The following is a 23282-nucleotide window of genomic DNA, read 5'->3' as shown; positions in this document are numbered from 1 at the left end:
TTGCCGGGATACCGCCTCAGGCGGCCGAGACGCGCTCCAGGAACTGATGCACTGCTGTCTCGAGTTCCTCGGCCTGGCCTTCGAGCGCCGTGGTCGAGGCGAGCACTGCGGTCGCGACCTCATGGGTCTGGTTGGCCGAGCCGCGGATGTTGTTGGTGGTCTGCGCCAGATATTCGGTGCCGGTTGCGACCTCGGTGATGCTGCGGCTGATGACATGCGTCATCTGGCCCTGTTCTTCCAGCGCGGCCGCGATCGAGAGCGTCCGCTCGTCCATGTCGGCCATGCCGGCGGTCAGCCTGGCGATGGTCTCGACCACGGCAGCCGTAGCCTGCTTGATCTCGCCGATCTGCCCGGCAATGTCCTGCGTCGCGATCGCGGTCTGGTGCGACAGGCTCTTCACTTCGGCGGCGACGACGGCGAAGCCCTTGCCAGCATCTCCGGCGCGGGCGGCCTCGATCGTCGCGTTGAGCGCCAGGAGATTGGTCTGCTCGGCGATGCCACGGATCAGGGTGACGATGCCGTCGATACGCTGGACTGCCCTGTCGAGCAGGCTGACCGAACCGGCTGTGGTCCGGGCGTTGCCGTTCATGTCGGCGACCAGCGCCTGGGTGGTGGCGAGCTGACGGTCGATCGCCGTGATTGCGGTCGAGAGCTGCTCGGTCGCGGTGGCGACGTCAGAGACGTTGCGCGAGGATTCCTCCGAGGTCGAGGCCACGGCGGTGACCTCGCCATTGGCGATGTTGGCGATCTCGTTCAGGGAAGCGGCGCGCTCCTTCAGGCCACGGATATTGTCCAGCACGGTGTCGAGCGTGGCGAGGAACTGGGTATTGAAGCCGGCGACGATATTCTGCGTCGCCTTGCGGCGGGCCGCCTCGCGCTCCATGTCGCGCAGTTGCGCCTGATGCAGTTCCTCGGCCTGGGCCGTGGCGTCGTCGCGCGCCTGCGCTGCCATGTCGCCTGCCGCGGCGAGCGTCCTGGCCTGTTGCCGCGTGATCCAGAGCAGTAAGCCCAATTGGACGACGATGCAGGCGACGAACAGTGCCTCGTCGCGCAGGGAGAGATTGGCACCGGACAGGAACATCCGGAGCAGCGGAGCATGACCGAGTGCCAGGATCGTGGTGGCGACGAGCGGTTGCCAGGCGCACCAGCCGGCAGAGAGCGTCAGCATGATCAGCAGTACCGCGTCGCTTGCCTCATGCCAGCCCGGGCCCTTGAGCGCGAAGGTGAAGGCGAGGGCGCTGCCGGCGGCGCCCACGGACAGGATGATCTGCGTCGCCACGCCGGTCGGATCGCGCCGCCATGCCAGGGTCGCGAGCGCTGCCAGCCCGACCGTGAGCAGCAAAGGCGGTAGCGGCTCGACGCTGCCGGCTGCGAGCGCGGCCAGCATCGTCGCCGGCGCGAAAAGCCAGAGCAGCAGGATCAAGGCTCCGCCGACGCGCAGCCGCAGCTGCGTCAGGTAGATTTCGGCCGAATCTGTGTGCATGCGGGCGGTAGCCTGTGAGCGCGCGATCCGGGGATGGCTGCTGGCAAGCCTATCCCCCTTGGATAGTCTGCTTTCTTACGCTGAATTTTCGCTTAACCGGCATGCGCGCTGCGGCCGCGTCGGAGGTCTGCCGGGCTTGCGCACTCGTCCTATCGGCGCCGGAAGGGCTTGGCTAAGCTCGCGGCAGTCCTACCAGCCGGAAGTCCGATCATGACCGATACGACACAGGAAGAAGCCCGCATCCTCGCCTGGCTCGGCGAGCGCAAGCAGGGGATGATCGATCTGCTGCGCGAGATGGTCGACACCGATTCAGGCTCCTATGACAAGGCGGGTGTCGACCGGGCCGGACAGGTGCTGGCCCGCTTCCATGAAGCGAACGGGCTCTCCGTTGAGATCGTGCCGGATGCCCGCTATGGCGACGCGGTCAAGGCGCACCTGCCCAACCCGACCGCCAACGACCAGCGGCCGGTCCTGCTGCTCGGCCATCGCGACACTGTCTTCCCCGAGGGCGAGCCGACGCGTCGCCCTTTCACTATCCGCGACGGGCGCGCCTATGGGCCGGGGGTCGCCGACATGAAGGCGGGGCTCGTCATCGAGGCCTTCGTCGCCGCCGCCTTCGCCGCCAATGGCGGCCTGAAGGCGCCGCTGATGATGCTGACCACCAGCGACGAGGAGATTGCCTCGCCGTCCTCGCGCCCGGTGATCGAGGCCGCAGCGCGCGAGTCGCGCTGCGTCTTCAACGCCGAGCCGAGCCGGCTGCCGACGGGCACGGACTACAGCCGCGACCACAAGCAGTCGATCACATCAGGCCGCAAGGGCGGCGTCTTCATGCGCGCCGAGTTTCTAGGCAAGGCGGCCCATTCCGGCGCGAATTACGAGAAGGGCGTCTCGGCGATCGTCGATCTCGGCCACAAGATCCCGAGTTTGCAGGGGCTGACCGATCTTCAGGCCGGCGTCACCGTCAATGTCGGGCTGATCGGCGGCGGCCAGACCGTCAACACGGTGGCTCCATCGGCCTGGTGCGAGATCGACCTGCGCTACAAGACGCCGACGCAGCGCGAAGAACTGGTCGAGGCGATCCGCGCCATCGTCGAGACGCCGGTGGTCGAAGGCACCTCGGCCAAGCTGATCATCAAGGGCGAGTTCTACCCGCTGGAGCAGACGCCGGATTCGCTGCTGCTCTACGACACCTATCGCGAAGCAGCGGCGGGCTTGGGCATCGCAGTGACGGCGGAATACACCGGCGGCTGCGCCGATTCCGGCTTCACCGCGGCGCAGGGCTGCCCGACCCTGTGCAGCGTCGGCCCGATCGGCGGCATGGCCCATACGCCGGACGAGTTCCTCGAGGTCGAGAGCATCGTCCCGGCGGCGCAGACACTGGCCCTGGCCGTGATGCGCACGGCGGCACGGATGGAATGAGGCTGGAACACGACAGTCGCTGAAGCGGAGACCCGAAAGCCACTGGATCAACAAGAGAAGGCGCGGGGAACCCCTCTCCCGTGTGGGAGAGGGGCAGGGGTGAGGGACTGACGGTCCAGGATGGGGCAAGCGATATCCGCTCTTTCGGTCCGAACGCTGGCAGCGCCTTTAAGTTCAAGGGCGGTCCCTCACCCCTACCCCTCTCCCACACGGGAGAGGGGTTCCCGCGCCCTCGTCTTTGCCGTTTGAGCAGTCAGACGTTCAGTTCAGCGCAACCCCGGCCGGCCGACCCTCGCTCGCGGCGGGAAACTCGCCAAGCATCAGCCCGGCCGGGCCCACGGTCAGCGGCACGCTCTCGCCGTCGCGGATCGTGCCGGCGAGCAGCAATTCGGCCAGCGGGTCCTGCACCGACTTCTGGATCACGCGCTTCAGCGGGCGCGCGCCATAGGCCGGGTCGTAGCCCTTCTCCGCCAGCCAGTCGCGCGCCTCTTCCGAGAGATCGAGCGCGATCTTGCGGTCGACCAGCAGCTTGGCGAGCCGCGCCATCTGGATGTCGACGATCGCGCCCATATCCGACCGCTGCAGGCGATGGAACAGGATGATGTCGTCGATCCGGTTCAGGAACTCCGGCCGGAAAGCATGGCGCACCACGCCCATCACCTCGTCCCGCACGGCGTCGCTGTCCTGCCCTTCGGGCTGGTTCACCAGGTACTCCGAACCGAGATTCGAGGTCATGATGATCAGCACGTTGCGGAAGTCGACCGTGCGGCCCTGGCCGTCGGTCAGGCGCCCGTCGTCGAGCACCTGCAGGAGGACGTTGAACACGTCCGGATGCGCCTTCTCGACCTCGTCGAACAGCACGACCTGATAGGGCCGGCGCCGGACTGCTTCCGTCAGCGCGCCGCCTTCCTCGTAGCCGACATAGCCGGGAGGGGCGCCGATCAGCCGGCTGACCGAGTGCTTCTCCATGTATTCCGACATGTCGAGCCGGACCATCGCCGTGTCGTCGTCGAACAGGAACGACGCCAGCGCCTTGGTCAGCTCGGTCTTGCCGACGCCGGTGGGGCCGAGAAACATGAACGAGCCGATCGGCCGGTTCGGGTCCTGCAACCCAGCGCGGGCGCGCCTGACCGCCTTGGATACCGCCTCGACCGCTTCGGCCTGGCCGACGACGCGGTTGGCGAGGCTCTGCTCCATATGCAGGAGCTTTGCCTTCTCGCCCTCCAGCATCCTGTCGACCGGCACGCCCGTCCAGCGGCTGACGACCTGCGCGACATGGTCCGGCGTCACCGCCTCCTCGACCATGCCGGGCGCATCGCCCCTGGCCTCGATCTCGGAGAGCTGCTTCTCGAGCTGCGGGATCTCGCCATAGGCGAGCTCGCCGGCGCGCTGGTACTCGCCCTTGCGTTGCGCCTGGGCGAGCTCGTTGCGGGCGTTGTCGAGCTTGGTCTTGATCTCCGCCGCCTGGCCGAGCTTGTCCTTCTCGGCCTTCCAGGTCGCGGTGATCACGGCCGAGCGCGCCTCGAGCTCGGCAAGCTCGGATTCGAGTCGCTTCAGCCGCTCCTTCGAACCGGCATCGCTTTCCTTCTTCAGCGCCTCCTGCTCGATCTTCAGCCTGACGATCTCGCGGTCGATCGAGTCGAGTTCCTCGGGCTTGGAGTCGACCTGCATGCGCAGGCGTGCCGACGCCTCGTCGATCAGGTCGATTGCCTTGTCGGGCAGGAAGCGATCGGTGATGTAGCGGTTCGACAGTGTCGTCGCCGAAACCAGCGCCGAATCGGAGATGCGGACGCGGTGATGCTGCTCGTACTTCTCCTTGAGGCCGCGCAGGATCGAGATCGTGTCCTCGACCGAGGGCTCGTCGATGAAGACGGGCTGGAAGCGCCGCGCCAGCGCCGCGTCCTTCTCGACATACTTGCGGTACTCGTCGAGCGTGGTCGCGCCGATGCAATGCAGCTCACCGCGGGCAAGCGCAGGCTTCAGCAGGTTCGAGGCATCCATCGCGCCGTCGGTCTTGCCGGCGCCGACGAGCGTGTGCATCTCATCGATGAACAGCACGACGCCGCCCGCCGCGGCCGAGACCTCGGAGAGCACGGCCTTCAGCCGCTCCTCGAATTCGCCGCGATATTTCGCGCCGGCGATCAGCGAGCCCATGTCGAGGGCGAGCAATTCCTTGTCCTTCAGGCTCTCGGGCACATCGCCATTGACGATGCGCAGCGCCAGGCCCTCGGCGATGGCGGTCTTGCCGACACCGGGCTCGCCGATCAGCACGGGATTGTTCTTGGTGCGCCGGCTCAGCACCTGGATGGTGCGGCGGATTTCCTCGTCGCGGCCGATGACCGGATCGAGCTTGCCGTCGCGGGCCGCAGCGGTGAGATCGCGTGCGTACTTCTTCAGCGCGTCATAGCCCTGCTCAGCCGATGCGGAGTCGGCGGTGCGTCCCTTGCGGATCGCCTCGATCGCGGCGTTGAGACCCTGCGGCGTGACGCCGGCCTTGGCCAGGATCTTGCCGGCCTCGTTGTCCTTCTCGATCGCCAGCGCGAGCAGGAGCCGCTCGACCGTGACGAACGAGTCGCCGGCCTTGTCGGCAGCCTTCTCGGCCGTGTCGAAGACGCGCGCCAGCGCAGGGGTCAGGTGCAGGCTGTTGGCGCCCGCGCCGCTCACCTTGGGGAGCTTGGCGAGGCCTGCGTCGACCAGCTGCTTGGCCTGCCGCGACTGTCCGCCGGCCCGGTCAATCAGGCCGGAAGCCATGCCTTCGCTATCGTCGAGCAGTGCCTTCAGCAGATGCTCGGGCGTGAACTGCTGATGGCCCTCGCGCATCGCGATCGTCTGCGCCGCCTGCAGGAAACCCTTCGCCCGGTCGGTATATTTCTCGATGTTCATTCAGTTGCCTCCGCCCGCCGGTCACGCCCCGAAGCGACGGAGCCGGCTGCCTTTCATGGGGATAGGGCCCCCTGATGGGCAGCCCTTCGCCTCAGAAGATAGTGTTGCTTTCGCGCAACGGAAGGGGGCGAGTACAGCTTTGGCGTTGACCTTTGTCGAAAGCCGCGCCCAGCCTGCGGACATGATCGGCACCAAGCGGCAACAGGCGATTCGCAAGGCGCTGCGGGCGCTCGTGCCCGGCATTCCGCTGCTCGACGCCGAAGCGGTGCTGGCGCTCGCCGGCCGGGCCCAGATGAAGTCGCTGCCGCCCCCGACCGCGCTCTGGCTCGCGCTCGGCAGCCATGTTCGGCACAGCCATACCGACTACGACAGCCTGCTCGCCGAAGGCTATGAGCGCGATGCCGCCCGCTTCTTCGTCGTCGACGCCATCGACGACGTGCTGTCGAGCTGGGGCTGCCAGCGCTCGATAGCCGAGGAGGACGTGGAGTAGGGCGCAGAGCAGCCGCATTGATCGGATCGATGCAATCCTTTCATCAACTGTGATGGCTGCGGTGGTGGCGTCGTGATGCCCGGCATGGCAGGTTCCGCCGCCTAGAGCATTTTTCAAGCGAAGTGGGCACCGGTTCGCGTGAAGAAAATGCGACAAATCAAAGCGCTAGAGCATTTCCGCGATTCAGAGAAACGCGGAAATGCTCTCGCAATCGGAAGGGCAGAGCCTATGCGTGTCGCTTCGTTGTATCGCTATCCGGTCAAAGGTCTGTCACCGGAGCGGCTGAGTCGGGCCGAGTTGCCGACCGATGGCTATTTCCCCGGCGACCGGCTCTTCGCCATCGAGAATGGCCCCTCCGGTTTCGATCCGGCCGAGCCGGTGCATCAACCGAAGATCAAATACCTGATGCTGATGCGCAATGAATCGCTGGCATGCCTGCACACCCGTTATGACGATGGCAGCGGCGATCTCGTCATCGGCCATGACGGCGCCGAGACGCGGATCGCGACCGGCGCGGCGGCGGGCCAGGAAAGGCTCGGCAGCTTCTTCAAGACCTTCATGCCGGAGGAATTGCGCGGTGAGCCGCGCCTGCTCGCGGCGCCGGATGGCTATCGTTTCACCGATTCGCGCTCGGGCTTCGTCTCGATCATCAACCTAGCCAGCATCGCCGATCTCGAGGGCCGGCTCGGCGTACCGGTCGATCCGCTGCGCTTCCGCGGCAATATCATGGTCGAGGATCTGCCGGCCTGGGCCGAGCTCGATCTGGTGGGGCGCGAACTCACCGCGCCGTCAGGTCTGCGATTATCGGTGATCAAGCGCATCGAGCGCTGCGCTGCGACCAATGTCGACCCGGTGACAGGGGCTCGCGATCTACAGATCCCGAAGGCGCTGATGAAGGGCTACGGCCACGTCGATTGCGGCATCTACTGCCGGATCATCGCCGGTGGCGCACTGGCCGAGGGCGAGCGCCTGACCTTGGTCGAGGCCAGCGAGCCGGCAGTGCTCGGCGTCGCCTGAAACGAAAAAGGGCCCTTTCGGGCCCTCTTTACACAATCCTGATTTCCCTGGGCGGGATCATTCGGCCGGGGGCTCACCACCATCGCCGCCGAGCGCATCCATCACCTCGCGCGGCGAACGCCGCCGGGGCGCCCGGCGCTTGGGCTTCTCGCCGGCTTCGGACGCACCCTCCGCCGTTTCCACCGGAGCGGCTGCTGCCGGTGACGCGACGACCGGAGCCTCGGGCTCCTCTGCAATCGCGATCGGCACGCGGGTCGGCGTGGTCAGGAAGGCCGGAAGCGCTGCCGCGACGTCCTGCTCCTCGTTGGCGTTGCTGGCGCGGGCCTCCTCACGGTCACGGCGCGAAGGGCGCTCGCTACGCGGCGGACGGTCCTGGCGCTCCGGCCGCTCGACGCGGCGCTCACCCTGGCTCGGGACCGGCGCGATGTCCGGCTGCTCGGCACCGGGCTGAGCCTCGGGGCGCGGAGCGTAGGAACTGTTCTGGCCCTCGGGACGGTCGAAGCGACGCTCGCCCCGGTCCTGCCGCTCGCCGCGATCCGGGCGGTCGTTCCGGTCGAAGCGGCGCTGACCGTTACGGTCGAAATTGCGCTCAGGGCGGTTGTTATTATTAGGCCGGTCGAAGCGCTGGCCGTTGTTCTGGCCGTTTTCACCGTCCTCGCCCTCTTGGCGCTGGCCACCGTTGCCCTGGCCGCCCTGACCCTCCTGGCGCTGGCCGCCCTGGCCGTTCACGCCGTTGCCGTTACCGTTGTACTGGCGCTCGCCCTGCTGCTGGCCGCCCTGGAAGATGACCTCTTCGTCGCCTTCTTCCTCGCCGTCATCAGCATCTTCGACGAAGGCGCGGTTCGGCTGGAAGCTGTGGCCAAACTGCTGGGTCATCTGCTCCTGGGCAGCGAGCAGGATGCGATAATAGTGCTCGGCGTGCTGGAAATAATTTTCCGCCGCGACCGGGTCGCTGGAGGACTGCGCATCGCGAGCGAGCTGGAGATACTTCTCCGCCACGTTCTGTGCCGTGCCCCTGACCTTGACGTCCGGGCCGTTCGACTCGTAGCTGCGCTGCAGCGGGTTGGGAGACTTACGGTTTCCGCTATTATTATTGCTGTTGTTGCTATTGCTGTTGTTGCTACGGCCGCGCATGCGCCGGTTCTGACCTGGTCTCATTCGCGTCTGTCTCGCGTTCCGTTCATTCAAAACAACCTGAGGTCGTCATGCGCGTCGTGACGCGCGGCGGGTTGCGACGCCGTGCGTAAGAAATCCGACCTGAAAGGGCTCTGCGCCGATATGGGTCTTCACGCGCTCTTTCCAATGGAGCCTTACCGGCTCCCCCTCCGAACGGCTGTCTCGCGCATTCGGAGTCTCGGTCTCGCTATGTCAGTAACGTCGATTCTGGCAGTGATCCGAGGGCTTGGTCTGCTCTACAGGGTCCAGCCAACGGTCATATGCTGTCGACACTGTCTTCAAGACCATGCGTGCATAACTGGTTTTGCCGCTGCTTCCAAGCAAATTCGCGCAACTTGCTGTGCACGGTTCAAGGGCTATGCCCGAAGACGAGGGCGCGAATATGGCCGCCGAGATCGCGGTGGGAGTGAAGATGACGCAAGCCGGCCTGCTCCATCAGCGCGATGACCGCGGCCTCCTGTCCGGCGCCGATCTCCAGGATGGCGTGGCCACCGGGATTCAGATGGTCCGGCAATGCGGCGGCGAGTGCACGATAGGCAACAAGCCCGTCCGCGCCGCCGTCGAGGGCAAGGTGCGGATCGTGCTCGCGCACGGTCCTGTCGAGCTCGGCGACCTCGTCGCTCGCAATGTAGGGCGGGTTCGACAGGATGAGGTCGAAGCGTTCCTCTACCCCGTCGGTCCAGTCGCCCAGCTGGAAGGCCACGCGCCCGGCGACGCCATTGCGGGCGGCATTACCCGTAGCGGTCGCGACCGCATCGGCCGAAAGGTCGATGCCGAGCCCGGTCGCCTGCGGAAACTCTCGTAGCGTTGCGATCAGCAGGCAGCCGGTCCCTGTTCCAAGATCGAGCACGCGCAGTGGTTCGAGCCGGCGTGCGCCGAGATGGACGAGGGCAGCCTCGATCAGGGTTTCGCTGTCAGGTCGTGGCTCCAGCGTGCCCTGTGAAAGCGTGAAGTTCAGCCCCCAGAATTCGCGTGCCCCGAGGACGCGCCACAGCGGCTCGCCGGCGAGGCGCCGCGTGAGTGCACCCTTCAGCCGTGCGGCGGCGGCCTCGTCGAGCCGTTCTCCACTGCCAGCAAGATCCTCGATCAGGATGCGGGCCTCAAAGGTGAAATCGGCGATGCCGGCACGCTTTAGGGCTCGCGCAATGGCCTTGCGGACAGCAGACACAGCTTCGCCCGTTACCGGAGATGCAACGGGCGCGATGTCGTGTAGTGCTCTGTCCGTGCCGGTCAAACGCGTCCTTGGCCCGGCGCCTGGCCGGTCATCTGCCCTGCATGCCTTCCTGGACGCAGGCGTTGATCTTGATCCGCAGAGCGGACTTGCTTTCCCTAGCGCCACGATACTGGCGCTGGCAATCGCGCCGTGCCTGCGATTCGGTCTTCGCACCTTGAAGCGTCGCCGGCTGGCCGCTGAGGACCTTCTTCGCGGTCCGTTCCTGTGCGCCAGCAGACGCCGGCGCAAAGGCGACGGCAGCGGCAAGGGCGATCGCGCTGAACAGAACTTTCATCTCTCTATCCTCCCCATGGGAACGGTCAGTGCGTCCAGAACGCGCGAGAGAGATGAAGGTTTCACACGCTCCCTTGCTCGGCGAGCAGCTCGGCCTGGCGCTGGGCCGTCAGCGCGTCGATGACCTCGTCGAGCACGAGCCCCTGCATCATCTCGTCGAGCTTGTAGAGGGTCAGGTTGATGCGGTGATCGGTGATTCGCCCCTGCGGGAAGTTGTAGGTGCGGATGCGTTCGGAGCGGTCGCCGGAGCCGACCTGCGAGCGCCGGTCGGCCGAGCGTTCGGCATCGGCGCGGCTGCGCTCCATGTCGTATAACTTGGCCCGCATCAGCTCATAGGCGCGTGCCTTGTTCTTGTGCTGCGAGCGCTCGTCCTGGACCAGGACGGCGATGCCGGTCGGGATATGGGTGAGGCGCACGGCCGACTCGGTCTTGTTGACGTGCTGGCCACCGGCGCCCTGGGCCCGCATCGTGTCGATGCGCAGGTCCTTCTCGTCGAGCGTGACGTCGACCTCGCCGGCGAGCGGCAGCATGGCGACGGTGGCTGCGGAGGTGTGGATACGCCCACTCGTCTCGGTATCCGGGACGCGCTGCACCCGGTGCACACCGGATTCATATTTCAGCCGGGCGTAGACGCCTTTGCCGGAGATTTCGGCGATGACCTCCTTGAAGCCGCCGACTGTGCCCTCGCTCTCGGTCAGGACATCGACGCTCCAGCTCTTGCTGGCAGCGTAGCGCTGATACATCCGCAACAGGTCGCCGGCGAAGAGCGAGGCTTCGTCGCCGCCGGTGCCGGCGCGGATTTCTAGGATGACGCCGCGCTCGTCGGCAGCGTCTTTCGGTAACAGCGCGATCAGGATCTCGCGGGCGCGCGCCTCGATCTCGGCTCTGGAGGCATCGCGTTCCTCATAGGCGAGGTCGCGCATCTCGCTGTCGGTCTCGGGATCGTCGATCAGCGCGAGCGCCTCTTCGAGCCCACCTTGCGCCTTGCGCCAGGCTGCGATCGCCGCGACGACCGGGTCGAGCTCGGCGAGTTCCTTCGACAGTTCGACGACGCGTACCGCCTCGGTCGCATGGTTGATGGCGTCGCTCGCCGCGGCATGGCGGGCGACGATCGAGTCGAGGCGGTCTTGCGGCAGGGGAAGCGACATGATGCGGGAACAATCTGAACGGAACTGGGGCGGGTGCAGGCGAGAGGTGTCTCGCTAGACCGGCACTTTCATCTCGGTGGCGAGGGCTGAGAGCAAGGGGCGCAGGCTGGCGGCGCCGTCGGAGGAGCCGAGCCAGGCGTCGAGGCGCTGGCGGGCCTTGCCGGCATCGAGCGCGCGCAGCATCGCCTTCACCGGGCCGACCGAGGCTGCGGACATCGAGAACGAGCGATAGCCGAGCGCGATCAGCGCCAGCGTCTCGATCGGCTTGCCGCCCATCTCGCCGCAGACGGTGACAGGGCAATCCGCCTTCCCGGCCTCATCGACGATACTGCGCAGCGCCCGCAAGCCCGCCGCGCTGAGCGGATCAAAGCGTTCGGAGACGCGCTTGTTCTCGCGGTCGGCCGCGAACAGAAACTGCATCAGGTCATTGGTGCCGATCGAAAGGAAATCCGCCTCGCGCGCGATCTCCGGCAGCTCGAACAGCAGCGACGGCACCTCGACCATGACGCCGAGCTTGAGGCTCGTCGGGCCGTGGCGGCCATCGCGCTCCAGCATGGCGACTTCGCGCCGCACCAGGAGGCGCGCCCGCAGAAACTCGTTCACGGTGGCGATCATCGGCAGCATGATCTTCATGTCGCAGCCGGCGCCGGCGCGCAGCAGCGCCCGGACCTGGCCGCGCAGCAGCCGTGGCCGGTCGAGCCCGATGCGGATGGCGCGCCAGCCCAGCGCCGGGTTCTCTTCCTCGAGCCGCTCCATATAGGGCAGCACCTTGTCGCCGCCGATGTCGAGCGTCCGGAAAGTGATCGGGCGGCCGTTCGCCACCTTGAGCACGGCGCCGTAGAGCGCCTGCTGCTCGGCCGTGGTCGGCATGTGCTGCGCCACCATGAACTGCAGCTCGGTGCGGAAGAGACCGACGCCCGAGGCGTTGGTCTCATCGAGATTGGCCATGTCGACCAGAAGGCCGGCATTGATCTGCAGCTGGATCTCAACGCCGTCCTTCGTCACGGCGGCCTGCGTCTTGAGCTTGCGGTACTGCTCCTGCTTGCGGGCGCGCAGGCGCGCCTTGTCCTTGTAGGCGTTCTCGACATCCGGCTGCGGCCGGATCTGCACCTCGCCGGCCTGGCCATCGACGATGACGGCGTCGCCGGCCTGGATCAGCGCCGTCGCATTGGCGATCTCGCCGACGGCCGGAATGCCGAGCGCCCGCGCCACGATGGCGATATGGCTGGTCGGGCCGCCTTCCTCGAGCACGACGCCGCGCAGGTGCCTGCGATCATAGTCGAGCAGTGCCGCCGGCCCCATCGAGCGCGCGATCAGGATCGCGTTCTCGGGCAGGTCCTCGCGGGTGACGCCGTTGGACTTGCCGACCAGCGTGCGCAGCAGCCGATTGGCGAGATCGTCGAGGTCGTGCAGGCGCTCGCGCAGATAAGGATCGGTCTGGCGCAGCATTTTGGCGCGGGTGTCCGACTGCACGCGCTCGACCGCGGCCTCTGCGGTGAGGCCGGTCATCACCACCTCGCGCATGCGCCGGAGCCAGCCCTGGTCGTGCGCGAACATGCGGAAGGTCTCGAGCACGTCGCGGTGCTCGCCGGTGTGGGCGACGTCGCCGCGCTCGATCAGTTCGTCGATGGCGAGCCGCATCGTCGCGATCGCGGCTTCCAGCCGCTGCACCTCGCGGCCCGGATCCTCGGCGATCAGGTTGGTGATCGCGACGCGCGGTTCGTGCAGCACGGCATGGCCGAGGCCGACGCCGTCGGCGAGCGTGGTGCCGATGCTGTGGATCGGCCGGTCGAGGCCGATCGTCGCGCCGGGCTTCGACAGCGCCTTCAGGCCACCGGCGGCGATCATCTCGGCCATGATCATGGCCGTGGTCTGCAGCGACTCGACTTCGTCCTCGCTGTAGAGGCGCGAGGCGCGGTTCTGCACCACGAGCACGCCCATCACCGCGCCGCCGCGCAGGATCGGTACGCCGAGGAAGGACCGATAAATCTCTTCGCCCGTCTCCGGCCGGTAGGAGAAGGCCGGGTGCGCCTGCGCGTCCGAGAGCGCGAGCGGTTCGGCATCGCTGGCGATCAGGCCGACCAGGCCCTCGCCGGCGCGCATGGTGGTGAGGTGGACCGCCTCGCGATTGAGGCCTTCGGTGGCATACAGTTCGAGCGAGGAGTCTTCGCGCAGGACATAGACCGAGCAGACCTCGGCCACGAGGTTGCCGGCGATCACGACGACGAGGCGGTCGAGCCGCTCCTGCGGACTGACCGGCGCCGCCATCACCTCGCGGAGACGGCGCAGCAGCACGCCCGATCCCCCGAGTGCGCCTCGCATCAAGAAAGCCCTCCGCCCGCCTCCTCGGCCATGTCAGCCGAATACCCCCAGCAGACCTGACACCGCAACGGCTGAGTCGCAAGCGCTAGCCGGGTATCGCCGCCCCTGGCGTCGAGCTTCTAGCCAGCCGAGGGAGCGTTCGGCAAGGCCTTTGCGGGCACCGGATCGAACTTGCTGTGCGCGGAACGCGAAGCATGGGGGAGTGTATTGTCACGTGTGGGTTTTGCGTTGCCACTCGATTTGCGTGTGCTGCGCAGCGGTTTCGGCTGGCCCGGCGGCACAATGTCGCCGCTGGGAATGTCGAGGCCGGAGAGCGCGGCGAGGTAGCGCGATGTCCACCACTCGATGTCGGTCGAGGAGATCGTCGCATAGAGGCGCTCGAAGCGGCGCAGCCGCTCGGATTTCGGCATGGCGAGAGCGGTCCTGATCGCTTCGGCCACCTCGTGCGTGTCGAACGGGTTGACGATCAGCGCCTCGCCGAGCTGCTGTGCCGCGCCGGCAAAGCGCGACAGGATCAGCACGCCGGGATCCTCGGGATTCTGCGCGGCGACATATTCCTTGGCGACGAGGTTCATGCCGTCGCGCATCGGCGTCACCAGCCCGACCTGCGCCCGCCGGTAGAGGCCGGCGAGGGCGCTGCGCGAATAGGCCTTCTTCACCACGCGGATCGGCGTCCAGTCGAATTCGCCGAGCGCCGCGTTGAGCCGGCCCGCGACCTCGTCCGACATGCGGTCGAGCTCGGCATATTCAGGCACGTCGCTGCGCGAGGGCGGCGCGATCTGCAGCAGGCCGACGGCGCCGCGGTGCTCCGGGTGATTGCGCAGGAAGGTGCCGAAGGCTTCGAGCCGCTGGACGATGCCCTTGGAATAGTCGAGCCGGTCGACGCCGATCACCAGCTTGCGGCTGCCGAGTGGGCCTGTCGTTGCCCGGATCGGCTGCGTCGCCGCTCGCATCGACGCGACGGCGAGCTTGCGGAAGGCCTCGACGTCGATGCCGATCGGGAAGGCCTGCACCACGGCCTCGCGCTGGCCGGCCCTGACGCGGTTGCCCTCGCGCTGCGCGCCGCAGAGCGCCACCATCCCGCTGATCAGGTTGGCCACGTCGTTCGGTGTCTGCATGCCGATCAGGTCATAGGCCGCCATCGTGCTGATCAGCGTCGAGGAGAAGGGCAGGGCGCCGAACACCTCGGCCGGTGGCCAGGGAATATGATGGAAATACCCGATCCGGTTGGTGACGCCGCGCCGACGTAGCTCGGCCGCTAACGGAATCAGGTGGTAATCGTGGATCCAGATGATGTCGTCAGGCTTGAGCAGCGGGATCAGCAGCCGTGCGAAACGGCGGTTGACGCCGAGATAGCCGGCATAATCGGTACGGGTGAACTCGGTCAGGCCGAGCCGGTAATGCATCAGCGGCCAGAGGGCCCGGTTGGCGAAGCCGAGATAATAGCTTTGGCGCTCGGCTTCGGTCAGGTCGGTCACGGCATAGGTGACCTTGCCGTGTCGTATCGGCTCCACGCTGCTCGCCGGCTCCGCCTTGGTCGCTCCGCTCCAGCCGAACCAGAGGCCCCCGTGCTCTTCGAGTGCGGAACGCAGGGCGACCGCCAAGCCCCCTGCCGCCACCTTTTCGCCTCGCTCGGGCATGGTGACGCGGTTGGACACGACGACAAGACGCATGATGCCTCACTTTTTGCTGACGCTTGCCATAGAGGCGCGGGAACAGAACGCGCGGGCAGGCGTAATGTTTCGTGTGCACACCCGGCCTCCCGGCCGGATTCGCGTCGCCGCCGTGACCGGATCATGGCGGGCAGGCGCCAAACTGAACCGCGAATGTGGCGATGAGGGGACCATCTCGCTCGTCGTCCTTTTGCCCGCTTCGTCCGCTAGTCAGGCCGCCATGTCCCAGATGCTGAGTCCCGAGATCGCCGAGCCCCCCGCGAAAGCCGCTGCCCAGACCGGACAGATCGCGCTCTTCCTGGATTTCGACGGAACCCTGGTCGAGATCGCGCCCTCGCCGGAGGATGTCCGGATCGACCGGCGCCTGCCGGGCGCGCTGGATGCGTTGCGCCAGCGGCTCGGCGGCGCGCTGGCGCTGGTCTCCGGGCGTCCCGTGGCGCTGCTCGACGAGATGATGGCGCCCCATCGCTTCGACGCCGCCGGACTGCACGGCGCCCAGGTTCGCATCGGCGGTGGGGATGCGCCGCTCGCTGCGCCCTCCGAGGTACTGCACACTGCGCTCCGCGCCATGGTCCGCTTCGCCAACGCCCATGTCGGCGTCATCATCGAGGACAAGCGCCAGTCGGTCGCGCTGCACTGGCGGCTTGCGCCCGCACTTGCCGACGAGGCGCTGGCGCTGATGGAAGGCATCGCCGCCGAGATCGGTCCGTCCATGCGCCTCCAGCACGGCAAGGCGGTTGCCGAGCTGGTTCCGGCGGGGGCGAGCAAGGGCGGCGCCATCACCTGGTTGATGCAGCAGGAAGCCTATATCGGCCGCACGCCGGTCTTTATTGGCGACGACATCACCGATGAGGACGGCTTTGCCACGGTGAATGCGGTGGAAGGACTCTCCATCCGGATCGGCGGGGGTGAGACCTGTGCCCGCCATCGTCTGGCTTCGCCAACGGCGCTGCACCATGTTCTTCTGGCGGCCGCAGACGGCGGCGACCTGACACTCGAAACCTTTCTCCAGAACTGACTTCAGGAACAGGCATGACTGTGACGACCACCGCTTCGCCGCGTGTCGCCTCGCTCGATCTCGGCGTCATCGGCAATTGCTCGATCGCGGCGCTGATCGACCGGCGCGCCCGCATCGTCTGGGGCTGCTTTCCGCGCTTCGACCGCGACCCCGTCTTCTGCTCCTTGATCGACAATCAGATCGAAGACGGCGATGCGATGCCCAAGAAGGGCGTCTTCGCCATCGAGATGGTCGGCATGACCCGCTGCGAGCAGAGCTATCTCGACAACACCGCGATCCTCTCCTCGGTGCTCTCCGACGACCAGGGCAATGCGCTCGAGATCCTCGACTTCGCGCCGCGCTTCGTCCGCTTTGAGCGTTTCTTCCGGCCGCCGCAGCTGGTGCGCCGCGTCCGCCGCATCTCCGGTCGCCCGCGCATCCGCGTCGTGGTCAAGCCCTGCCTCGGCCTCGGTGAGGAGCCGGACGAGATCACCCGCGGCTCCAACCATGTCCGCTTCGTCGGCGCCGATCAGACGATCCGGCTGACCACCGACGCACCGATCTCCTATGTGCTGGAGAGCATCCCCTTCGCGGTCGAGAAGCCGTTTTCCTTTTTCATCGGCTCTGACGAGGCGCTGCGCGCCGAGATCGAGACGACTTCGCGCGAATTCCTCGACAAGACCACCGACTACTGGCGCGACTGGGTCCGCTCGCTCTCGATCCCGTTCGAATGGCAGCGCGAGGTCATCCGCGCCGCGATCACGCTGAAGCTCTGTTCCTTCGAGGAGAGCGGCGCCATCGTCGCGGCGCTGACCACCTCGATTCCGGAGGCGCCGGGCACGCAGCGCAACTGGGACTACCGCTTCTGCTGGCTGCGCGACGCTTATTTCGTCGTCCATGCGCTGAACCGTCTCGGCACGACGCGGACGATGGAGGACTATCTCGGCTTCATCACCAACATCGTCGACACCTATTCGGAGAGCGGCGCCGAGCATCTGCCGCCGCTCTATCCGATCACGCGCGGCGGCGAAATGCGCGAGTTCGAGGTGCCGAACCTCGCCGGCTATCGCGGCCATCAACCGGTGCGCGTCGGCAATGGCGCGGCGACGCAAGTCCAGAACGACGGCTATGGCGCGGTCGTGCTCGCCGCGACCCAGTCCTTCTTCGACCGCCGCCTCATCCAGCCGGGCAAGGAGGCACTCTTCGCCCAGCTCGAGCGCATGGGCGAGCGCGCCATTGCGGTCTTCGACAAGCCCGATGCCGGCCCCTGGGAGTTGCGCGAGAAGCAGGTCGTGCACTCCTTCTCAAGCGTGATGTGCTGGGCGGCCTGCGATCGGCTCGCCCGCATCGCCGGCACGCTCGGCCGCGCCGACCGCAAGGAGTTCTGGCGCGGCGAGGCCAAGCGCCTGAAGGGCATCATCTCCGACCGGATCTGGAACGAGGAGAAAGGCCATTTCGTCTCGACCTTCGACGGGGCCGATCTCGACGCGACCCTGCTGCTCATTGCCGAGCTCGGCTTCGTCAAGCCTGAGGATCCGCGCTACATCGCGACGGTGGAGGCGATCGGCCGCGATCTCGGCCGCGGCGATTTCATCCTGCGCTACGGCACCGAAGACGATTTCGGCTTCATGCACACCGGCTTCCTGATCTGCGCCTTCTGGTATGTCGATGCGCTGCACGCGATCGGCCGCAAGGACGAGGCCAAGGAGCTGTTCGGCCGCATCCTGACGCGGCGCAACAGCTTCGGCCTGCTCTCGGAGGATGCCGATTTCGAGACCGGTGAGCTCTGGGGCAACTTCCCGCAGACCTATTCGATGGTCGGGCTGATCAACTCGGCGATGCGGCTCAGCCGGAACTGGGAAGAGGCGTTCTGAGGGGCGCCGTCATTCCGGGGCGGGCACGTACTTTTAGCGAGGCGCGGGGAACCCCTCTCCCGGATGGGAGAGGGGCAGGGGTGAGGGACTGCCGCGAATAATTAAGGCGATGCGGCGCCGCTGCGTCTTCTGCGGATGAGGCAGGCCCTCATCCGGCGCTCCGCGCCACCTTCTCCCATCCGAGAGAAGGTTGGGTCGCGGTTCCGGTAGTGAGCTCTCTCAACCCCGCTTCAGCAAAAACACCGCCTGTGCGCCAAAGAGGTTCCAGAACCACCAGGGCGCGCTGACGCCGACCCTGCCGCCGGCGACGTCGAGTGCGACCGCGCGCTCCTTTTCCGCGCCCACCGTATCGCAGAGCGCAACGAAGTCGCGGATCGTGCAGAAATGGATGTTGGGCGTATCCCACCAGGCATAGGGCAGGGAGTCGGTCACCGGCATGCGGCCGAGGAAGAAGACCTGGGTGCGCATCCGCCAATGCCCGAAATTCGGGAAGGAGACGATGGCGCGCCGGCCGATGCGCAGCATGTGCTCAAGGACGAGCCGCGGATTGCGCGTCGCCTGGATGGTCTGCGAGAGGATGACGTAGTCGAAGCTGTCGTCCGGATAATCGGCGAGATCGGTGTCGGCATCGCCCTGGATCACCGAGAGCCCTCGGGCGACGCAGCCGGCGACGCCCTCACGCGACAATTCGATGCCGCGCCCGTCGACGCCACGCGTTTCGGCGAGCAGCGACAGTAATTCGCCGTCGCCGCAGCCGACATCAAGCACGCGCGAACCCGGCGTCACCATCTCGGCGACGAGGCGCAGGTCGATGCGGTTGGTCTGGGTGTCCGCCAGCGCCATGCTCAGATTCCCCTGGCCCGCGCCGCGGCGCCGATGAAGCCGCGCGTCGTCGCAAACAGGTTGGGCTCCTCCAGCAGGAAGGCGTCGTGGCCCTTGTCGCTTTCGAGCTCGACGAAGGAGACCGAGGCGCCGGCAGCGTTGAGCGCGTGCACGATGGCGCGCGAGTCGGTGGTCGGGAACAGCCAGTCCGAGGTGAAGGACGCCACGCAAAAACGCGTCCGCGTCCCGGCAAAGGCTTTCGCCAGCACACCGTCATGGTCGGCGGCGAGGTCGAAATAATCCATCGCCCGCGTCACATAAAGATAGGAGTTGGCGTCGAAGCGCTCGACGAAGCTGATGCCCTGGTAGCGGAGGTAACTCTCGACCTGGAAGTCGGCGTCGAAGGTGAAGGTCGGCGCGCTGCGCTCCTGCAGCTTGCGGCCGAACTTGCGGTGCAGCGCCGGCTCCGAGAGATAGGTGATGTGCGCACCCATGCGCGCCACCGAAAGCCCTTTCGAAGGCCGCGTGCCCTCGTCGAGATAGCGGCCCTGGCGCCAGTCCGGATCGGCCATCACCGCCTGCCGGCCGACCTCGTGGAACGCGATGTTCTGGGCCGAGTGCTTGGCGGCGGTGGCGAGCGGCAAGGCCGAGAACACCCGCGTCGGATAGGTCGCCGCCCATTGCAGCACCTGCATGCCGCCCATAGAGCCGCCGGCGACGCAGAACAGGCTGTCGATACCGAGTGAGTCCATGAGATGAGCCTGGGCCCGCACCATGTCGCGGATCGTCACCATCGGAAACGAGAGACCCCAGGGCTTGCCGGTCGCAGGATCGGTCGAAGCCGGGCCGGTCGTGCCCATGCAGCCGCCGAGCACATTGGCGCAGATCACGAAGAAGCGGTCGGTATCGATCGGCTTGCCCGGCCCGATCATCGCGGTCCACCAGCCGCCCTTGCCGGTGACGGGGTTACGGCTCGCGACATATTGGTCGCCGGTCAGGGCATGGCAGACCAGCACGGCGTTCGACCGTGCCGCATTGAGTTCGCCATAGGTCTGGTAGGCGATCTGCCAGTGCTCCAGCGTCGCGCCGGAATCAAGCTGCAGCGCCTTGTCCGGCCCGAACCGCGCGAGCAGGCTCGACGGCTGGTTGGCTTCGGCCAGCGGGTCGGCGAGGAGTTCGGGAGCTTGCGTCCGGTTCGGCATTCGGATTTGTCTTGTCGCCCGGTCCGTTCGTAATAGCGGACTTTACCGATGGCGCGGCTCTTCCCGCCTGTCAACGCGGCGATGCGTGGCGAGCGCTTTGCCAAGCCCGGCAACGACCGCTAAGAGACCGGCACGATTAAAGAAGTCTGGCCATCATGACCGAAGCCGCACCGACCACGCTGGCCGATCTGCGCAGCGAGATCGACCGCATCGATTCAGCGATGCACGGCCTCCTGATGGAGCGCTCGCAGATCATCGAGACGCTGATCGCGATCAAGAAGACGCAAGTCTCCGGCTCGGCCTTCCGTCCCGGCCGCGAGGCCGACATGATGAAGCGTCTCGCCCTGCGCCATCAGGGTCTCTTGCCGCTCGACACGGTCGAGAGCATCTGGCGCATCATCATCGCGACCTTCACCTTCGTGCAGGCGAACTACTCGGTCCATGCCGATGTCTCCGGCGGCGATGCGCCGATGCGCGACAGCGCCCGCTTCCATTTCGGCTTCACCGTGCCTTACGTCCCGCATGAGGATGCCCGCGCCGTGATCGCGGCCGTGGCGGAATCGGCCGGCGATCTCGGCATCTTCCGCATGGATCTCGGCGCCAGCGCCGGCGTCTGGTGGCGCGACCTGATCGGCCCCGCCCAGCCCAAGATCATCGCGCGCCTGCCCTTCATCGAGCGGCCCGATCATCCCGCCGGCACGCCGGTCTATTGCATCGCCAAGCCGCTGACCGACGCCGCCGTGCGCGAGATCGTGCTCTATGCCGCCCGCGTCGAGCGCTGGTCGGAGCAGCTTCGCCACGGCCTCGCCCATCATCTCGCCGAGGTCTCGGCCAGCGCCGCCGACGGCTCGCATCTGGCGCTGCTCGTCGCGGCGTCCGGCGAGACCCCGGTCGAAGCCATTCGTGGCGCGCTCGAGCCGGCCGGCCTCAAGGAGCTGACCGAGATCGGCAGCCACGCCGCCCGCTTCGCCTTCAAATCCGTTCGCTGATCAATTCACGCTGCTCTCAAGGTCCAGCCCCATGGCTCTGCCCGCTCCCCGCCCCGTTCCGCGTCCCGGTGTCCTCGACATCGAGGCCTATGTCCCCGGCAAGTCCTCGGCTCCCGCCGGCGTCAAGCTGCACAAGCTCTCCTCGAACGAGACCCCGCTCGGCCCGAGCCCGAAGGCGGTCGCGGCCTATGGCGGCCTCGCCGGCAAGCTCGAGCTCTATCCGGACGGCTCGGCGACCAAGCTGCGCGGGGCGATCGCCGGCCGCTATGGCCTCGATCCGAACCGGATCGTCTGCGGCACCGGCTCGGACGAATTGCTGCAGCTGATCACCAAGGTCTATCTCGGCGACGGCGACGAGGGCGTGTTCACGCAGCACGGCTTCCTCGTCTACAAGATCGCCATCCTCGCCGCCGGCGGCAAGCCGGTGGTCGTGCCCGAGAAGAACCTCACCGCGGATATCGACGCGATCCTCGCGGCGGTGACGCCGCGGACCAAGATCGTCTTCCTCGCCAACCCCAACAACCCGACCGGCACCTATCTGCCCTTCGACGAGGTCAAGCGCCTCCAGGCCGGCCTGCCGCCGCATGTCCTGCTCGTGCTCGACGCGGCCTATGCCGAATATGTCCGGCGCAACGATTACGCTTCCGGCCTCGAACTGGTCGCGACCAGCGAGAACGTCGTGATGACGCGCACCTTCTCGAAGATCTATGGCCTCGCGAACCTGCGCCTCGGCTGGCTCTACGGGCCGGCCGATATCATCGATGCGCTCAACCGCACCCGCGGCCCCTTCAACGTCAACGGAGCGGCGATCGAGGCCGGCGTCGCCGCGATCGCCGACGAGGCCCACATCGCCGCCGCGATCGAGCACAACGACACATGGCTGGCCTGGACCACGGCCGAGCTGGAGAAGCTCGGTCTCACCGTGACGCCCTCGGTCGGCAATTTCATCCTGATCCATTTCCCGGCGGGCACCGGCAAGAGCGCGAAGGAGGCCGACGCTTTCCTCAGCCAGCGCGGTTTGATCCTCCGCTCGGTCGCCTCCTATGGCCTGCCGGACGCACTGCGCATGACCATCGGCAGCGAGGAGGCCAATCGCCTCGTCGTCGCCGCCTTGGCCGAGTTCCTGGGCAAGGCCGCGTGAGCGCTCCCGAGAGCTTCGCGCCGCGCCGCGACGAGCCGCTGTTCGGGCGGCTCGCTATCATCGGCATCGGCCTGATCGGCTCTTCGATCGCGCATGCGGCCAGGGAGCTCAATCTCGCCGGCCATATCGTGCTGAGCGACGCCGACGCCGATGTGCGCCGCCGCGCCCGCGAGCTCGATCTCGGCCATGAGATTGCCGAGAGCGCTGTCGACGCGGCCCGCGACGCCGACCATATCGTGCTCTGCGTACCGGTCGGCGCCTGCGGCGCGGTCGCAGCCGAGATCGCCGGCGTGCTGAAAGTCGGCGCGATCCTGTCGGATGTCGGCTCGGTCAAGCATGCGGTGGTCGAGGCGGTGATGCCGCATCTGCCGGAGGGTGTGCATTTCGTCCCGGCTCATCCGGTCGCCGGCACCGAGAATTCCGGCCCGGATGCCGGCTTTCCCAGCCTCTTCCTCAATCGCTGGTGCATCCTGACGCCGCCGCCCGGCACGAACGAGGCCGCGATCGCCCGCACCCGCCAGTTCTGGGAGGGCATGGCGGCGATCGTCGAGGTGATGGGCTCGCAGCACCATGACCTCGTCCTCGCCATCACCAGCCATCTGCCGCATCTGATCGCCTACAACATCGTCGGCACGGCCGAGGATCTGGCGGCGGTGACGCAGTCGGAGGTGATCAAGTTCTCGGCCGGCGGCTTCCGCGACTTCACCCGCATCGCAGCATCCGACCCGACGATGTGGCGCGACGTCTTCCTCGCCAACAAGGAGGCGGTGCTGGAGATGCTCGGCCGCTTCAACGAGGATCTCGCGCTGCTCACCCGCGCCATCCGCTATGGTGACGGCGAGACCCTGCACAAGCATTTCACCCGCACCCGCACCATCCGCCGCGGCATCGTCGCGCTCGGCCAGGAAAAGGCCGAGACGGAGAAGCTGAAGAAGGGGTGAGGGCAGGGGCTCCCAAGGCCCCGCAGGATTCCTCGGCCGGGTGTGAATTCCGTGTGCCTTGTGACGCCTGCCTGCCTTGTCAAAATGGGGTCGGGCTGATACAGCCCCACCCGTCGCCGCAATAGCTCAGCTGGTAGAGCACCTCATTCGTAATGAGGGGGTCGGGGGTTCGAATCCCTCTTGCGGCACCACTCCGAC

At 66.9% G+C, this 23282-nt stretch carries 18 protein-coding genes and 1 tRNA gene; 9 read left to right on the top strand and 10 right to left on the bottom strand.

The genetic code is table 11. From position 1 onward, the window contains the following. Positions 1–16: 16 nt before the first annotated feature. Positions 17–1483 carry a methyl-accepting chemotaxis protein gene (locus ACSQ3M_RS08930; protein WP_436149709.1) on the bottom strand — a complete coding sequence of 489 codons (1467 nt, stop codon included), beginning with the start codon at positions 1481–1483 and terminating at the stop codon, positions 17–19. A gap of 210 nt (positions 1484–1693) precedes the next feature. Between ACSQ3M_RS08930 and ACSQ3M_RS08925 the strand changes: the two genes are divergently transcribed. Then, positions 1694–2902: a M20 family metallopeptidase gene (locus tag ACSQ3M_RS08925; protein WP_436149708.1), complete on the top strand. Its 1209-nt coding sequence runs from the start codon at positions 1694–1696 to the stop codon at positions 2900–2902. Positions 2903–3163: 261 nt separating this feature from the next. On the opposite strand, the gene clpB is transcribed toward ACSQ3M_RS08925, so the two are convergent. Further along, entirely contained in the window at positions 3164–5785 is a 2622-nt protein-coding gene (clpB, locus tag ACSQ3M_RS08920) for an ATP-dependent chaperone ClpB (RefSeq protein ID WP_436149707.1), read from the bottom strand. 181 nt (positions 5786–5966) lie between these two features. Here clpB and ACSQ3M_RS08915 point away from each other — a divergent pair, with 181 nt between their 5' ends. Continuing rightward, a complete protein-coding gene (locus ACSQ3M_RS08915) occupies positions 5967–6275 on the top strand; it encodes a DUF2293 domain-containing protein (protein WP_436150290.1) in 309 nt (102 codons plus the stop codon). A 228-nt stretch (positions 6276–6503) separates the two neighbouring features. Beyond that, positions 6504–7292 (top strand): MOSC domain-containing protein, encoded by a 789-nt coding sequence (locus ACSQ3M_RS08910; RefSeq protein WP_436149706.1) that lies wholly within the window; start codon positions 6504–6506, stop codon positions 7290–7292. A gap of 57 nt (positions 7293–7349) precedes the next feature. Here the strand turns inward: ACSQ3M_RS08910 and ACSQ3M_RS08905 are convergent, their stop codons facing one another. From ACSQ3M_RS08905 to ACSQ3M_RS08880, 6 genes are all read right to left on the bottom strand, one after another. After that, complete coding sequence (locus ACSQ3M_RS08905) at positions 7350–8426, bottom strand: DUF4167 domain-containing protein (RefSeq protein ID WP_436149705.1); 1077 nt, start codon at positions 8424–8426, stop codon at positions 7350–7352. A gap of 391 nt (positions 8427–8817) precedes the next feature. Next, a complete protein-coding gene (gene prmC / locus ACSQ3M_RS08900; RefSeq protein WP_436149704.1) occupies positions 8818–9636 on the bottom strand; it encodes a peptide chain release factor N(5)-glutamine methyltransferase in 819 nt (272 codons plus the stop codon). Positions 9637–9730: 94 nt separating this feature from the next. After that, positions 9731–9976, bottom strand: coding sequence for a hypothetical protein (locus tag ACSQ3M_RS08895; protein ID WP_436149703.1), 246 nt, complete (start codon positions 9974–9976; stop codon positions 9731–9733). Positions 9977–10037: 61 nt separating this feature from the next. Beyond that, positions 10038–11123 carry a peptide chain release factor 1 gene (gene prfA / locus ACSQ3M_RS08890; protein WP_436149702.1) on the bottom strand — a complete coding sequence of 362 codons (1086 nt, stop codon included), beginning with the start codon at positions 11121–11123 and terminating at the stop codon, positions 10038–10040. Between the two features lie 54 nt (positions 11124–11177). Then, positions 11178–13445 carry a phosphoenolpyruvate--protein phosphotransferase gene (gene ptsP / locus ACSQ3M_RS08885; RefSeq protein ID WP_436149701.1) on the bottom strand — a complete coding sequence of 756 codons (2268 nt, stop codon included), beginning with the start codon at positions 13443–13445 and terminating at the stop codon, positions 11178–11180. A gap of 119 nt (positions 13446–13564) precedes the next feature. Next, entirely contained in the window at positions 13565–15121 is a 1557-nt protein-coding gene (locus ACSQ3M_RS08880; RefSeq protein WP_436150289.1) for an alpha,alpha-trehalose-phosphate synthase (UDP-forming), read from the bottom strand. Here ACSQ3M_RS08880 and otsB point away from each other — a divergent pair. Both otsB and ACSQ3M_RS08870 read left to right on the top strand, forming a co-directional pair. Then, positions 15096–16136, top strand: a complete 1041-nt coding sequence (gene otsB, locus ACSQ3M_RS08875; protein ID WP_436149700.1) for a trehalose-phosphatase — start codon at positions 15096–15098, stop codon at positions 16134–16136. The two genes, ACSQ3M_RS08880 and otsB, sit on opposite strands and share 26 nt — an antisense overlap. A gap of 14 nt (positions 16137–16150) precedes the next feature. After that, on the top strand, positions 16151–17989 hold the full coding sequence (locus tag ACSQ3M_RS08870; protein ID WP_436149699.1) for a glycoside hydrolase family 15 protein: 1839 nt from the start codon (positions 16151–16153) through the stop codon (positions 17987–17989). 219 nt (positions 17990–18208) lie between these two features. Here the strand turns inward: ACSQ3M_RS08870 and metW are convergent, their stop codons facing one another. Both metW and metX read right to left on the bottom strand, forming a co-directional pair. Further along, positions 18209–18832 carry a methionine biosynthesis protein MetW gene (gene metW / locus ACSQ3M_RS08865; protein ID WP_284168368.1) on the bottom strand — a complete coding sequence of 208 codons (624 nt, stop codon included), beginning with the start codon at positions 18830–18832 and terminating at the stop codon, positions 18209–18211. Between the two features lie 2 nt (positions 18833–18834). After that, positions 18835–20013 carry a homoserine O-acetyltransferase MetX gene (gene metX, locus ACSQ3M_RS08860; protein WP_436149698.1) on the bottom strand — a complete coding sequence of 393 codons (1179 nt, stop codon included), beginning with the start codon at positions 20011–20013 and terminating at the stop codon, positions 18835–18837. 155 nt (positions 20014–20168) lie between these two features. On the opposite strand from metX, the gene ACSQ3M_RS08855 reads away from it, so the two are divergent. The 4 genes from ACSQ3M_RS08855 (at position 20169) to ACSQ3M_RS08840 (ending at position 23275) form a co-directional block, all read left to right on the top strand. Beyond that, the gene (locus tag ACSQ3M_RS08855; RefSeq protein ID WP_436149697.1) at positions 20169–21002 is read left to right on the top strand and encodes a chorismate mutase; all 834 of its coding nucleotides are present in this window, start codon (positions 20169–20171) and stop codon (positions 21000–21002) included. Between the two features lie 31 nt (positions 21003–21033). Beyond that, entirely contained in the window at positions 21034–22143 is a 1110-nt protein-coding gene (locus tag ACSQ3M_RS08850) for a pyridoxal phosphate-dependent aminotransferase (protein WP_436149696.1), read from the top strand. After that, on the top strand, positions 22140–23084 hold the full coding sequence (locus ACSQ3M_RS08845; protein WP_436149695.1) for a prephenate/arogenate dehydrogenase family protein: 945 nt from the start codon (positions 22140–22142) through the stop codon (positions 23082–23084). Before ACSQ3M_RS08850 ends, ACSQ3M_RS08845 begins: the two co-directional genes overlap by 4 nt. 115 nt (positions 23085–23199) lie before the next feature. Next, a tRNA-Thr gene (locus ACSQ3M_RS08840) sits at positions 23200–23275 on the top strand. Positions 23276–23282: the final 7 nt, after the last annotated feature.

The organism is Allobosea sp. LjRoot90 (genome assembly GCF_964254315.1).
GTDB lineage: Bacteria > Pseudomonadota > Alphaproteobacteria > Rhizobiales > Beijerinckiaceae > Allobosea.
This window is presented reverse-complemented; position numbering and strand designations above follow the sequence as displayed.